At 63.4% G+C, this 12,944-nt stretch carries 12 protein-coding genes; 9 read left to right on the top strand and 3 right to left on the bottom strand.

The window, feature by feature from the left end:
• Nucleotides 1–56: 56 nt before the first annotated feature.
• Together ASE60_RS02550 and ASE60_RS02555 are read right to left on the bottom strand one after the other, a co-directional pair.
• Nucleotides 57–839: a transporter substrate-binding domain-containing protein gene (locus ASE60_RS02550; RefSeq protein WP_057248146.1), complete on the bottom strand. Its 783-nt coding sequence runs from the start codon at nt 837–839 to the stop codon at nt 57–59.
• Between the two features lie 36 nt (nt 840–875).
• Nucleotides 876–1,649 (bottom strand): ABC transporter ATP-binding protein, encoded by a 774-nt coding sequence (locus tag ASE60_RS02555; RefSeq protein WP_057248147.1) that lies wholly within the window; start codon nt 1,647–1,649, stop codon nt 876–878.
• A 272-nt stretch (nt 1,650–1,921) separates the two neighbouring features.
• Here ASE60_RS02555 and ASE60_RS02560 point away from each other — a divergent pair, with 272 nt between their 5' ends.
• From ASE60_RS02560 to ASE60_RS02595, 8 genes are all read left to right on the top strand, one after another.
• Nucleotides 1,922–2,545, top strand: coding sequence for a TetR family transcriptional regulator C-terminal domain-containing protein (locus tag ASE60_RS02560; protein WP_057248148.1), 624 nt, complete (start codon nt 1,922–1,924; stop codon nt 2,543–2,545).
• 17 nt (nt 2,546–2,562) lie between these two features.
• The gene (locus ASE60_RS02565; RefSeq protein ID WP_057248149.1) at nt 2,563–3,753 is read left to right on the top strand and encodes a pyridoxal phosphate-dependent aminotransferase; all 1,191 of its coding nucleotides are present in this window, start codon (nt 2,563–2,565) and stop codon (nt 3,751–3,753) included.
• Nucleotides 3,750–5,357 (top strand): 5-guanidino-2-oxopentanoate decarboxylase, encoded by a 1,608-nt coding sequence (locus ASE60_RS02570; protein ID WP_057248150.1) that lies wholly within the window; start codon nt 3,750–3,752, stop codon nt 5,355–5,357. Before ASE60_RS02565 ends, ASE60_RS02570 begins: the two co-directional genes overlap by 4 nt.
• 183 nt (nt 5,358–5,540) lie before the next feature.
• Complete coding sequence (locus tag ASE60_RS35410; RefSeq protein ID WP_057248151.1) at nt 5,541–5,948, top strand: hypothetical protein; 408 nt, start codon at nt 5,541–5,543, stop codon at nt 5,946–5,948.
• A gap of 112 nt (nt 5,949–6,060) precedes the next feature.
• The gene (gene secD, locus ASE60_RS02580) at nt 6,061–8,598 is read left to right on the top strand and encodes a protein translocase subunit SecD (RefSeq protein WP_057248152.1); all 2,538 of its coding nucleotides are present in this window, start codon (nt 6,061–6,063) and stop codon (nt 8,596–8,598) included.
• A gap of 513 nt (nt 8,599–9,111) precedes the next feature.
• Nucleotides 9,112–9,324 (top strand): hypothetical protein, encoded by a 213-nt coding sequence (locus tag ASE60_RS02585; RefSeq protein ID WP_057248153.1) that lies wholly within the window; start codon nt 9,112–9,114, stop codon nt 9,322–9,324.
• Between the two features lie 212 nt (nt 9,325–9,536).
• Nucleotides 9,537–9,992, top strand: a complete 456-nt coding sequence (locus ASE60_RS02590) for an Rrf2 family transcriptional regulator (protein WP_057248154.1) — start codon at nt 9,537–9,539, stop codon at nt 9,990–9,992.
• A 145-nt stretch (nt 9,993–10,137) separates the two neighbouring features.
• A complete protein-coding gene (locus ASE60_RS02595) occupies nt 10,138–11,148 on the top strand; it encodes a KpsF/GutQ family sugar-phosphate isomerase (protein ID WP_057248155.1) in 1,011 nt (336 codons plus the stop codon).
• A gap of 26 nt (nt 11,149–11,174) precedes the next feature.
• On the opposite strand, the gene ASE60_RS02600 is transcribed toward ASE60_RS02595, so the two are convergent.
• Nucleotides 11,175–11,699, bottom strand: a complete 525-nt coding sequence (locus ASE60_RS02600; RefSeq protein WP_057248156.1) for an Lrp/AsnC family transcriptional regulator — start codon at nt 11,697–11,699, stop codon at nt 11,175–11,177.
• A 48-nt stretch (nt 11,700–11,747) separates the two neighbouring features.
• Here ASE60_RS02600 and ASE60_RS02605 point away from each other — a divergent pair, with 48 nt between their 5' ends.
• Nucleotides 11,748–12,920, top strand: a complete 1,173-nt coding sequence (locus tag ASE60_RS02605) for an MFS transporter (RefSeq protein ID WP_057248157.1) — start codon at nt 11,748–11,750, stop codon at nt 12,918–12,920.
• Nucleotides 12,921–12,944: the final 24 nt, after the last annotated feature.

Consider the following 12,944-nt stretch of genomic DNA (forward strand, 5'->3'; position numbering starts at 1 on the left):
CGTCCCCTTTCAGGCACACAAGGCACAGCACCTCTGGGCCGCCGGCCGATCGCGCCTTAATCGCCGTAGATGTCGAAGTCGAAGTACTTCTTCGAGAACGTATCATAGGTTCCGTTGTCACGGATCGCCTTGATCGCAGTGTTGACCTTGTCCTTGAGCTCGGTTTCGCCCTTGCGCAGGCCGACGCCCACACCCGGGCCGATCACGGCAACGTCTTCGGCGACGTCGCCCTTGTAGTCGCAGCATTCCTTGCCCTGGTCGGTCGCAAGGAAAGCCTTCAGCGCGATGGCGTCCGCCTGGACGGCATCGAGGCGGCCGGCGGCGAGGTCGTTGTTGGCTTCGTCCTGCGTCTGGTACTCCTTGACGTCGACGCCTGCCGGCGCGAAATGCTTGGCGGCATAGGCTTGGTGGACCGTCGAGACCTGGACGCCGAGCGCCTTGCCGTTGAGACCTTCCGGCGTCGGCTTGATGTCGACGCCCTTGGTGCCGATGATGCCGGTCGGGGTGTTGTAGTATTTGTCCGAGAAATCGATCGTTTTCAGGCGTTCGTCGGTGATCGACATCGAGCTGATGATCATGTCGATCTTCTTCGAGGTCAGCGCGGGGATGATGCCGTCCCAGGCGACCGGCGTCAGCACGCATTCGAGCTTCGCCTCGGCACACATCGCATTCATGAACTCGACTTCCCAGCCTTCCCATTTGCCGCTGGCGTCGGGCGCCGTGAACGGCGGATAGGGCTCGGCGGCGACGCCGACCTTAAGCGCTTCGGCCGAAGCGGCGACGCCGCCGCTGACGGCGATTGCCGTCGCAACGGCCAGGACTTTCAATGCCTTCTTCATGCTGTTCCCCTTTTTGGTTGTTTAGCATTCCGGAATTCAGTGAATGGAACTGATGAACTTCTTGAGCCTTTCCGACCGCGGCGAACCAAAGATGGCCTCTGGCGGGCCCTGTTCCTCGATCACGCCGTTGTGGAGGAAGACGATGTGGTTGGCGACGTCGCGCGCGAACTTCATCTCGTGGGTAACCAGGATCATCGTGCGCTTCTCGCGCGCGAGATCGCCGATGACCGAAAGCACTTCGCCGACGAGTTCAGGATCGAGCGCCGAGGTCGGCTCGTCGAAGAGCATGACCAGCGGCTGGATGGCGAGCGCCCGCGCGATGGCCGCGCGCTGCTGTTGGCCACCGGAAAGAAAGGCCGGGTAAGCGTCGCGCTTCTCATAGAGGCCGACGCGCTTGAGCAGCGTTTCGGCGGTGGCGACCGCTTCGGCCTTCGGCTTGCCGAGCACGTGGATCGGCGCCTCGATGACGTTTTCGAGGATGGTCATGTGCTGCCAGAGATTGAAGCTTTGGAAGACCATGCCGAGCTGGCTGCGGATGCGCTGGACTTGGCGGCGGTCCTCCGGCACGAGGCCGCCTCGGCCGTCGGGTTTCATCCGGATCTTCTCGCCATGCACGCTGACGCTGCCCGCGGACGGGAGTTCCAGAAGGTTGATACAGCGCAGGAAGGTGGATTTGCCGGAGCCGCTGCCGCCGATGATGGCGATCACGTCGCCCTGTTTCGCCGTCAGCGAAACACCCTTCAGCACTTCCAATGGCCCGAAACGCTTGTGCAGGTCAGTGACCGCGATTGCCTGGGCCGCATCCGTCATCGGCACGCCGCTCCAACGGCTCTGCGCGCTTTTTCTGTCAGCATGAGAACAGTTCCCCTGTCGTTTTCCGCGCGGCATCTTTGGCCTGTCACGGTTTTGTTGATTGGCATGGTTGCACTTGTGTCGCTATTATTCAAGCGTATAATAATACGCATCGTCGATTTTTCGACGCCCGCCCCCAGCCTTGATTTCCCGAAGGAGCCGCCCATGTCCCCGTTCCGGCCGAAGCCATCGTCGACCGCGCCAGGGCACTTGTTCCAGCGGGTCGCCGCATGAATCGGCGCAGCTTTCACCGCGCTCCGGAAGGCGAGCGTCGCCAGGAGCTGATCGAGGCGACGCTCGATTGCATCTCCGAATTTGGGCTCAAGGGCGCGACGGTGCGGCAGATCGCGATCCGCGCAGGCGTGACGGCCGGGCTCGTGCGCCACTATTTCGAATCGAAGGATCAGATGGTTGCCGAGGCCTATCGCGCCGTCATCGCATCCTTGACGGACAAGGCGAGCCAGGTGGAGGGCGATCCGGAAACCCGCCTCAGGGATTTCATCGCGATCAACCTCACCGAACCGGTGGCCGACAGCCGGAGCATCTCGCTGTGGGCTGCCTTCATCAGCCAGGTGCGTGTCGATCCGGTGCTCGCCGAGATCCATCGCGAAGGCTACCTCGCCTTCCGCAACACACTGCAGGAACTGCTCGCCGATTTTCTTGCGGCGAAGGGCAAACCGGCGGACGCAGAAACCTGCCGGGCGTTCGCCATCGCCATCAACGGGCTGGTCGACGGTCTTTGGGTGGAGGGGTGCCTGGCGGGCGACCTCTTTCGCGAGGGTGAACTGGTCGCCATCGCCATGTCGTCGGCCGAGGCACTGCTCGGCACGTCGATCGGAACTGCAAAACAATGACAACGGGAGAGAACACCATGCGCTACGCGTCCATCACCGAACGTCTTGCCGATCTTGGTTCGGGAAAATGGTCGCTGCATATTCGTGCCCGCCAACTGAAGGCAAGTGGCGCCGACATCATCGAACTGACCATCGGCGAACCGGACCTTCCGCCGGACCGCGCCCTTCTCGATGAATGCCAGCGCGCGATGAATGCCGGGCGCTACCGCTATTCCAATGGCCGCGGCGAGCCGCCGGTCGTGGCTGCTCTCGCGGAAAAATATCGCCGGCGCCGTGACGACGTCACCGCGGCGAACGTCTTGTGCTTCCCCGGCACCCAGACGGCGCTCTTCTCCGTGATGCTGGCCCTGGTCGAAACCGGCGACGCGGTGCTCGTCGGCGACCCGCTCTATGCGACCTATGAGGGCGTGATCCGCTCCACCGGCGCCCATCCGGTGCTGGTGCCGCTGAAGCCGGAATTCGGCTTCCACATGCAGGCCGAAGATCTTGAAAAGGCGATCACACCCGAGAGCCGGGTGCTGCTGCTCAACACGCCGCACAATCCGACCGGGGCCGTGCTGACCGCGACCGAGATCGCCGCGATCGGCGAGGTCGCGCGCCGTCACGATCTCTGGATCGTCTGCGATGAGGTGTACGAGGAACTTGTCTTCGACGCCGTCTTTGCCTCGCCCTTCGACAATCCGGATCTCGCCGAACGCACCGTCGTCGTCTCGTCGATCTCCAAGTCCCACGCCGCGCCCGGCTTCCGCAGTGGTTGGGCAGTCGGCCCGGTCGAGTTTGCCAACCGGCTGCTGCCGGTTTCGGAAACGATGCTCTTCGGCACCCAGCCTTTCATCGCCGACATGACCGCCTATGCCCTGACCCATGACATCGATACCGCGCGGCGGATGCGCGAGTCCTATCAGTCCCGTGCCGCACAGATCGTAGCCGGTCTTGCCGCGGCACCCGGCATCGAGGTGTTCGCGCCGGAAGCCGGCATGTTCATTGTGATCGACGTTTCCGGAACCGGCCTTGACGGCGATGCGTTTGCCTGGGCGCTGCTCGAAGAGGAGGGGGTTGCCGTCATGCCTGGATCATCCTTTGGCGATCAGGCGCAGAACTATCTGCGCGTCAGCCTGACCGTGCCTGATCGGGACATCGACGAGGCCTGCCGTCGCATCGCTGCGCTCGCCGAGCGGTCCAGCCTGCGTAAGGAGCGCTGCGCATGACGATGGAAAAAACAGTTGGAGAAGTGCTGGTCGATCTGCTCGAGGCCAATGGCGTCGAGGTGGTTTTTGGCATTCCCGGGGTGCACACGGTCGAGCTTTATCGCGGGCTGGCGGCATCGAAGATCCGCCATGTGACCCCGCGCCATGAACAGGGTGCGGGCTTCATGGCCGATGGATATGCCCGGGTCAGCGGCAAGCCGGGTGTCGCCCTCGTCATCACCGGTCCGGGGCTCACAAACACCATCACGGCGATGGCGCAGGCCCGGCAGGATTCGATCCCGATGCTGGTGATTTCCGGCGTCAATCGCCGCGATTCGCTTGGTCACGGTCGCGGGCTCTTGCATGAGCTTCCCGACCAGCATGGCATGATGAAAACGCTGGCGCTCTACTCGCACACGCTGCTCAATCCGGAAGACCTGCCTTTCGTCGTCGACCGCGCCTTCTCGGTGCTCGTCTCCGGCCGGCCGGGGCCGGTGCACATCGAGATCCCGACCGACGTGATGGCGGCGAAGATCGCGCCGCAGGCGGTGCGCCCGGCGACGGCGACGCGCCCACGCTCCGACAGCGAGACGCTGCAGCGTGCAGCGATCCTCTGCGCCGACGCCTCGCGGCCGGTGATCATCTGCGGCGGCGGCGCGTTGACGGCGGAAGCCGAAGTGACGGCGCTTGCCGAGAAGATCGGCGCGCCTGTCGTCACCACGGTCAACGCCCGCGGCATGCTCGCCGGCAACCCCTTGCGCGTTCCCGCAAGCCCCAGCCTGAAGGCGGTGCGGTCGCTCCTCAAGGAAGCGGACCTTGTCCTGGCGCTCGGCACCGAAATGGGCCAGACGGACTACGACATGTATGCCGATGGCGGTTTCCCGGCCTTGCGCAATCTCATCCGCACCGACATTGACTCAGCGCAGCTCGCGCGCGGGCCGCATGCAGCCCTTTCCATTCTCTCCGGCGCCAAGGCGGCCACGGCAGGCATCCTCGCCTTCCTGCCCGGCCACACCGCGAAGGATGGCGTCGGGCGCGCCGAAACCGCGAGACGGGCAGCGCTGAAGGAACTGACGCCGAAGATGAAGGCCGAGATCGGCATCATCGACACGGTCTACAGGACGTTGCCGGACTGCACCGTTGTCGGTGACTCGACCCAGGCCGTCTATGCCGGCAATCTCTATTGCGATGCGCCGCGCCAGCGCAGCTGGTTCAATTCCGCGACCGGCTACGGCTCGCTCGGCTACGCTCCGCCGGCGGCCGTGGGCGCTGCGGTTGCCGATCCGTCGCGTCCGGTCGTGTGCCTTGTCGGCGACGGCGGCTTCCAGTTCTCGCTGGCCGAGATCGGGTCCGCGGTGGATGCGCAGGCGAAGGTGATCTTCCTCGTCTGGAACAATGACGGCTACCAGGAGATCGAGTCCTACATGGTCGACGCCGGCGTTACCCCTGAAGGGGTCAGGCCCTCGGCGCCGGACTTCCTGATGGCGGCCAAGGCCTATGGGGTCGAGGGGCAGCGGCTCACCGCGGTTGCCGATCTGGCCCAGGCGCTTGCCGCAGCCGCAGAGCGCAAAGGCCCGTCGCTCATCGAGATCCACGAGAGGCGGACGGCGGGTCTCTCGGCCTGACCGCGCCTCAGTCGCACAACGGGCCGGATTTGACTTTTCCGGCCCGCAATGGTGTTAAGGGCGCCCATGCTCGAATCCGGCCACGTTCTTTCGTTAAGGTCGGGCATTCGGGCTGAGTTTCGTCTCGCTGGCGCTGGAGCGCCGCGCGTCTTGTAGGCGCCAAGGAAAGGGACCGCGTCCTCGATGGACCGCTTTGGTGGTGGCAGCAAGAATATGCAGGCCGGCCGGCTTCTCGCCGTGCTGTGGCTGTTCTGCGCCTCCTTCGCAATGCAGGTCATCTCGGTTGGGCAGAGCATTCCGTCCCGCTCGTCCTCTGGCGCCCAGGCCGGCAATGTCACCGATACCGGTTCGACCGGTCGCCCTGCGGCCCGGCAGATCTCGCGGGCGACACCGCTTTCAGACCTTCGGTTCACGGCCGAGCGCAAGGACGCGAAGTCCGCGACCGACGATGGGTTACCGGCGCTGCTGCCGGTATCCGCGGAGCTGGAATTTCCCCAATCGTCGGACGGTCGGTTCCTGCGCCGTGTCGCAGAGCAGATCGGCGGGGCTTCGAGCCATGGGCCCCATATTCGCGCACCCCCGCGCGCCTGATCCATCAAGCATATTCTGGCTCGTTTGCGGCTTGGACCGCTACGCCGCCATTGATGAAACAAAGTCCTGACGACGCGCCCCGTGCCCGTGCAGGCTCTTTTGGAACCACAACATGCGTACATCGAAATGGGCGATTCTCGTCTATGTCGCCGTGATCATCTTCGGATGCGTCGCGGCGCTTCCCAACGTGCTGACGCCAGCACAGCGTGAACAATTCGCCGCCTGGCTGCCGGTCAAGCCGGTGACTCTCGGCCTCGACCTCAAGGGCGGTTCGCACCTCGTCCTCGAAGTCGACGCCGCCGGCCTGCGCAAGGCCCGCCTCGAAACCTTACTCGACGATACGCGTCGGGCGCTGCGCGCCGAACGCGTTCCGGCTTCGTCGGCCCGCATCGCCGGCGACACCGTGACGGTCAAGATCGAAGACGCTGCCGACCGCGAGAAGGTTCTGCCGAAGCTTAAAGAGTTGGCTGCCCCGGTTGGCACGCTCGGCTTTGGCGGCTCGGCTTCCGATATCGCGGTCACCGAGGATGGCGACACCATCACGGTCGCCATGACCGAGGCCGGCCTCGCCGACCGCACCACCAAGGCGGTTGAGCAGAGCCTGGAAATCATTCGTCAGCGCGTCGATACCGTCGGTGTTGCCGAGCCGCTGATCCAGCGCGTCGGCTCCGACCGCATCCTCGTCCAGCTTCCAGGCCTCGAGGATCCGACGGCACTGCGCCAGCTTCTCGGCTCCACAGCCCAGATGAGCTTCCACATGGTCGACCAGACTGTGGATCCCAATCAGCCGGCACCACGTGGCGTCGACATCCTGCCGGGTGCGCACGACAACAACAAATATGCGGTCGAAAGTCGCGTTGCGATTTCGGGCGAGCGGCTGGCCGATGCCAAGGCCGGCTTCGATCAGCGCACCAACGAGCCGATCGTTTCCTTCACCTTCGACTCCCTGGGTGCCCGCCAGTTCGCGGAAATTACCCAGGCCGCTGTCGGCCGGCCTTTTGCGATCGTGCTTGACGGCAAGGTTCTGACGGCACCGGTCATCCGCGAGCCGATCATCGGTGGCAATGGCCAGATCAGCGGCAATTTCACCGCACAGGAAGCAACCGTTCTGTCAGCGCTCCTGCGCTCGGGCGCGCTGCCTGCACCGCTGACTGTTATCGAAGAACGCTCGGTCGGCCCGAACCTCGGCTCGGATTCCATCCGCATGGGCATCTATACCGGCCTTGCCGGCTTCGCCCTCGTGGTTACCCTCATGGTCGTGCTCTACGGCGCATGGGGCATGATCGCCAATGTCGGCCTGGTGCTGCACACGATCCTGACGATCGCGCTGTTGGCCATGCTCGGCTCGACGCTGACTTTGCCCGGCATCGCCGGTATCATTCTCGGCATCGGCATGGCGGTGGACGCCAACATCCTGATCAACGCGCGTATTCGCGAAGAGACGGAAGGCGGCGCCGGCGCGATGAAGGCGCTCGATATCGGCTTCAACAAGGCCTACGCAACCATCATCGACTCCAACGTCACGACGCTTTCGGGCACCGTGCTGCTGTTCGCCTTCGGCTCCGGCCCGGTGAAGGGCTTCGCGGTCACCATGATGCTCGGCATCATCATCTCGATGTTCACGTCGATCACCGTCGTACGCCTGATGATGCGTGAGGTCGTCGTTCGCCGGAAGATGAAGAAGCTCGAAATTCCGTCGCTCTTCGGCAAGGTTCCGAAGCTTCCGTCCTTCTCCTTCATGAAGGGCCGCTTCGTCGCCATCGGGATGTCGGCGTTCCTGTCGATTAGCTCGGTGGTGCTGTTCTTCACGCCGGGCCTCAACTACGGCATCGACTTCGTCGGCGGTATTCAGGTCGAAACCACCTCGAAGAACACGCTCGACCTTCCGACGCTGCGCCACAACCTCGAAGCGCTCAACATCGGCGAAGTGGCGCTGCAGGAGTTCGGCCAGGACAAGTCGGTTCTGATCCGCGTTCAGCGTCAGCCGGGCGGCGAGCAGGAGCAGACGGCGGCACTGAACCGCATCAAGGACACCGTAGTCCAGACAATCTCCGATGCGACCTTCGAGCGTACCGAGGTCGTCGGACCGACCGTCAGCACCGAACTTGCCCGTTCGGGCTTCCTCGCCGTCGGTCTCGCGATGGTGGCGATCCTGCTCTACATCTGGTTCCGCTTCGAATGGCACTTCGCCGTCGGCGCGATCGCAGTTCTATTGCTGGACATCACCAAGACGATCGGCTTCTTCGCGCTCACGGGCATCGACTTCAACCTGACGGCCATCGCCGCGCTGCTGACGATGATCGGCTACTCGGTCAACGACAAGGTCGTGGTTTATGACCGCATGCGCGAGAACCTCCGCAAGTATAAGTCGATGCCGTTCTCCGACCTGATCGACATGAGCATCAACCAGGTGATCGCGCGATGCATCTTCACCTCGATGGCGACGGCCCTGTCGCTGGTGCCGATGGCGATCTGGGGTGGCGACGCGGTCAAGAGCTTCGCCTGGCCGATGATTTTCGGCGTGATCGTTGCGACCACGTCGTCGATCTATATCGGCGGACCGATCCTGCTCTTCCTGAACCGTTGGTGGAAAGATCGCGAAGCGTCTCGTTCGAGCACCACGCCCCAGGCGGGCACGCCGGCGGCGTGATCCGGCGGTCCCGGGATACAAAACGTGAAGGGGCGGCCCGGCGGGCCGCCCCTTTTTTGTCCGAATGTGCTGTCTTTATCCCCCTCGTGCCTTGCAGACTGATTCTTCGCTACCTAGATAGCGAGGGTCTCCGGTTCCGGGGCGGGAGAACGGATTTTGCGTCCGCGTCCCCCTAAGATTTGAAGGGTGAGAATTATTTTTCGCATCTTCATCTTTTTAATTGACGGAATTGGTAGATTATTCTAGTTTGCCAATACGTGACGCGGGGAGTCCGCCTCACGGTTGTTCATCAAACGCACCGGCATGCTGATGCCGGGCCAGCCAAAGGAGAGTGACATGTTCGGAAACGTCTCGACCGCCGCCTTCTTCGGCACGCGTCTCCTTTGTCGCGCAACAGAGAAAAAACGTCACATTCGCAATCTCTGCCGAATGTGACCGTCGAACCCCTCGAACTTTATCTTTTGCCGAAATTGAAAGTCTCCGCGCCTCCGGCGTGGAAGGAGCGTTATTTGTATGAGCAAGCAAGTTATCGAATTTGGCGGCGAAGCCGTCGGTGTGGTCGTCCCGGATGAAGATCGCTTCAAGTTCGTGGCGGTGAAGTATCACGTCTGGGATCTGGACGCGAAGCGCTTCGGCTCGGCCGAGGAAGCACGTGCCGCGATCCGCCAGCTGCTGGCCCACCAGGCCGTGTCGGCGAAGCGGCGGGGTCACAGCGCAGCGGCATGAAGCGGGTGAGAAAGGTCGTTTTCGGCTTTTCTCCCGCATCCGCCCGATACATCTGAAAATCGTCGTTGCTTCCGCTGCAAGCGTGGCCGCGACTTCGGCCAATTCCCCACTATAATTATATGTTGGCAGTACGTTTCTTGTGCTATGCCAATATATATTTGCATTTGCGCGGATGATTCCCGTATCGGGAGCCGCAGGGAAAGCGTGCCGGAATGCTGACGAAGAAGGGAAAATACGGTCTGAAGGCTTTGGTCGATCTTGCACGGCTGGAGCCGGGGGAGACCGCCTTCATCACCGAAATCGCCCAGCGCAACAATATCCCGAAGAAGTTCCTGGACACGATCCTGCTCGAACTGCGCAACGCCGGCATGCTGCGCTCGAAGAAGGGCCCGGGCGGCGGTTATTCGCTGTCGCGGCCCGCTGCCGAAATTCGCATTGGTCATGTGATCCGCACGCTGGACGGGCCGCTTGCACCGATCCGCTGTGCCAGCCGCACGGCCTATGAGGTCTGCGAGGACTGCAACGATCCCGAGACCTGTCAGGTGCGGGTATCGATGACCACGGTGCGCGACGCCGTTGCTGCGATCCTCGACTCGATGACGCTTGAAGAATTCGCCGCCGACAAGTCGATGCCGCTCGAAACTGTCGAAGAAATGCGGGCCGGCTGACGAAAACGCCACCGATCGCGCCAGTTTTCCCCCGAAGTCTGCTTCCAAGGCTTGGTTTGCCAAGAAAAAGCGCTTATCTGCCGTCAATGGTCTGGCGGGCAGCGATGCAGCCTGCCACTTAAGTCTTCGTAAGATCGGGGTCATCATGGGTTTGAGACAAGCATCTGCGCATGAGCGCACCGCGGTTGCGGCTTTGGAGTCGATCGGCCGGACGCTGACGACGGCAATGGTCGGCATTAAGGCGCTGACTGACCACCTTGGCTCCGACGAAGCTTTTGCCCGCAGTGTCGTCGATGCCGTCGAGTTGATCGGCGAGAGCCAGGGGCGTGTCGTCGTCTCCGGCGTCGGCAAGAGCGGCCATATCGGCCGCAAGATCGCTGCGACGCTGGCATCGACCGGCACCTCGGCCTATTTCGTGCATCCGACCGAAGCGAGCCACGGCGACCTTGGCATGGTCACCTCGCAGGACGTGCTGATCCTGCTCTCGTGGTCGGGAGAGACGGCCGAGCTCGCCAACATGCTCACCTATGCCAAGCGCTTCAACGTGCCGATCGTCTCGATCTGTGCCAACCGCGACAGCGTGCTGGCGCGGAATTCCGAAGTGCCGATCGTGCTGCCCAAGGTGCAGGAGGCCTGCCCGCACGGCCTCGCGCCGACGACATCCGCAATGCTGCAGCTCGCCGTCGGCGATGCGGTGGCGATCGCCCTTCTGGAGCGGCGCGGCTTTTCGGCCGAAGACTTCAAGACATTCCACCCCGGTGGCAAGCTCGGCGCGCAGTTGCGGCTGGTCCGCGAACTGGCGCACGAGGGCGCCCAGATGCCGCTGCTCCAGACGGGACGCCCGATGAGCGAGGCCCTCATCGAAATGTCGTCGAAGGGTTTCGGCGTCGTCGGTATCGTCGATGACACCGGCAAGCTTGTCGGTGTGATCACCGATGGCGACCTGCGCCGCCACATGTCGGGCGATCTGCTCCAGCAACCGGTCGAGGCGGTGATGTCGCGCAATCCGCGGGTGATCCGTGGCGACGTGCTCGCGAGTGGCGCCATGGAATTCATGCAGCAGCACAAGGTAACGGTGCTGTTCGTCGTCGGCGATGGCGGAGCACCGGTCAGCATCCTGCACATTCACGACCTGCTGCGCGCCGGCGTCGTCTGAGGGCTGGTACACCTCGCGAAAGCTGCCTAACCCTTGACCACGGCGGGCCAGTCGCCCGTCGTGCCCGGCTGCACCGGCCGTTCCAGATAGGTTGAAAGCACCACATAGCTGCGCGTCGCCTTGACGCCGGGCGTGTCGTAGAGCCGCGCCAGCAGGCCTTCCAGCGCATGGGTGCTTTCCGTGCGGACCTTGAGCAGCATGCAGGTATCGCCCGCGACCGAGTGGATCTCCTCCACCTCGGGGCATTCCTCGATGGCAAGCAGCGCCTGTGTCTTTCCCCAGCCGGTCGTGTCGACATGGACGAAGGCGAGCAACGTCTTGCCGACGGCCTCGGGATCGATCAGCGCTGCCACGCGGCGGATCGCCCCTGATCGCCTGAGCCGCTTCACACGCTCATGCGCCGCCGGTGGCGAAAGCCCGACCCGTTCACCGAGTTCGACATAGCTCGTCGTCGCATCCTCGACCAGCACGCCTAATAGTTTTCGGTCCATCGCGTCGAGGTCGCGCTCCGGTGGACGCTTCCGCCGAACGTCATCTGTATTTTGATCCATTCCGATGTTTCCTCTTGCTGCTGAATTTCATTCTGCAAACATGAGACAATGGCGAACATCAATCAATCCATTTCCAGCGGTTCAGTCGACAGGGCACGTATCCCGCCCTTCGCCTACCTGCTCACCATCTGCATCGGCGTCATCGGCTCCAACTCCCTCGCCCTCGGGCCGATCGCGCCGGAGGTGGCGCGAAGCCTTGGCGCCAACGTTCCCGGCGTCATGACGGCCTCTGCCGTCTTTGGCCTGGGCACGGCCGTCAGCGCCGTTTTCCTTGGCCGCTTCATCGATCGCCATGGTCCGCGCCGCATGTTGGCTGCGGCTCTCTTGCTTCTGGCTGCAGGGCTCGGCGGCAGTGCGCTCGCGCCATCGCTTGCGTTCCTGGTTGCCGCCCAGCTCGTCGTCGGTCTGGCCGCGGGCATTGCGCTTCCCTCGATCTATACGCTGGCCTCGGTCATTGCGCCGACCGGACGCGAGAGCGAGACGATCGGCCTGGTGCTGACCGGCTGGACGCTCAGCATGGTGGCGGGCGTGCCGCTATCGGCAGCGATCGCTGATTTTGCCGGTTGGCGCACGGTCTATGTCATTGTCGCCGCCGCCACGTTGATCGCCTGCACTGCGGTCAAGTTTGCGCCGGCGCAGGAAGGCGCCACCGGTACAGCGACATCACCGCTGGCGGCATTGAGTGTTCCCGGCGTTGCACCGCTCTTGATCGCCTGCGCCGCCTTCATGGCCGCCTTCTACGGCGTCTATGCCTATATCGGCGAGCACCTGCATGCCGCACTCGGCCTGCCTGTCACCGCCAACGGTCTCATCGCCGTTTCCTATGGATTCGGTTTCGGCGCCGCCGCTTTTCTTGACCGCCTGATCGATCGTTTCGCCGCCGCCCGGTTGTTGCCGCTGATCTTCCTGGCGGTCGCGGGCGTCTACGTTGCCATGGCTGTGGCGAGCGGCTCCTACGCTGCCATGCTGGCCGTCGTCTTCCTTTGGGGGCTTGCCAACCATTTCGGGCTGAATGTGCTGATCATGCGGCTCACCGGCCTCGACCCCGCCAAGCGCGGCGCGATCATGGGGCTGAACAGCGGCGTCACCTATATCGCGCTCTTTGTCGGCACGATCGGGTTCGGTGCAGCCTATGCCCGGGCAGCCTTCTTTGTGCTGCCTTTGGCAGCGGCAGGCCTGATGCTCCTGGCGGCCTTCGCCGTCGCGACGGCGCGGCGGTAGTCTGGCTTAACAGACCCGCTGTTA

It is taken from the genome of Ensifer sp. Root278, from assembly GCF_001429285.1.
Taxonomy (GTDB): Bacteria; Pseudomonadota; Alphaproteobacteria; order Rhizobiales; family Rhizobiaceae; genus Ensifer.

Bases quoted from the DNA above. Each gene is read 5' to 3' on its own strand.
- ASE60_RS02585 (WP_057248153.1), top strand. From the start codon at position 9,112: ATGAGCAAGCAAGTTATCGAATTTGGCGGCGAAGCCGTCGGTGTGGTC.
- ASE60_RS02605 (WP_057248157.1), top strand. From the start codon at position 11,748: ATGGCGAACATCAATCAATCCATTTCCAGCGGTTCAGTCGACAGGGCA.
- ASE60_RS02590 (WP_057248154.1), top strand. From the start codon at position 9,537: ATGCTGACGAAGAAGGGAAAATACGGTCTGAAGGCTTTGGTCGATCTT.
- ASE60_RS02560 (WP_057248148.1), top strand. From the start codon at position 1,922: ATGAATCGGCGCAGCTTTCACCGCGCTCCGGAAGGCGAGCGTCGCCAG.
- ASE60_RS02600 (WP_057248156.1), bottom strand. From the start codon at position 11,699: ATGGATCAAAATACAGATGACGTTCGGCGGAAGCGTCCACCGGAGCGC.
- ASE60_RS02570 (WP_057248150.1), top strand. From the start codon at position 3,750: ATGACGATGGAAAAAACAGTTGGAGAAGTGCTGGTCGATCTGCTCGAG.
- ASE60_RS02550 (WP_057248146.1), bottom strand. From the start codon at position 839: ATGAAGAAGGCATTGAAAGTCCTGGCCGTTGCGACGGCAATCGCCGTC.
- ASE60_RS02555 (WP_057248147.1), bottom strand. From the start codon at position 1,649: ATGACGGATGCGGCCCAGGCAATCGCGGTCACTGACCTGCACAAGCGT.
- secD (WP_057248152.1), top strand. From the start codon at position 6,061: ATGCGTACATCGAAATGGGCGATTCTCGTCTATGTCGCCGTGATCATC.
- ASE60_RS02595 (WP_057248155.1), top strand. From the start codon at position 10,138: ATGGGTTTGAGACAAGCATCTGCGCATGAGCGCACCGCGGTTGCGGCT.
- ASE60_RS02565 (WP_057248149.1), top strand. From the start codon at position 2,563: ATGCGCTACGCGTCCATCACCGAACGTCTTGCCGATCTTGGTTCGGGA.
- ASE60_RS35410 (WP_057248151.1), top strand. From the start codon at position 5,541: ATGGACCGCTTTGGTGGTGGCAGCAAGAATATGCAGGCCGGCCGGCTT.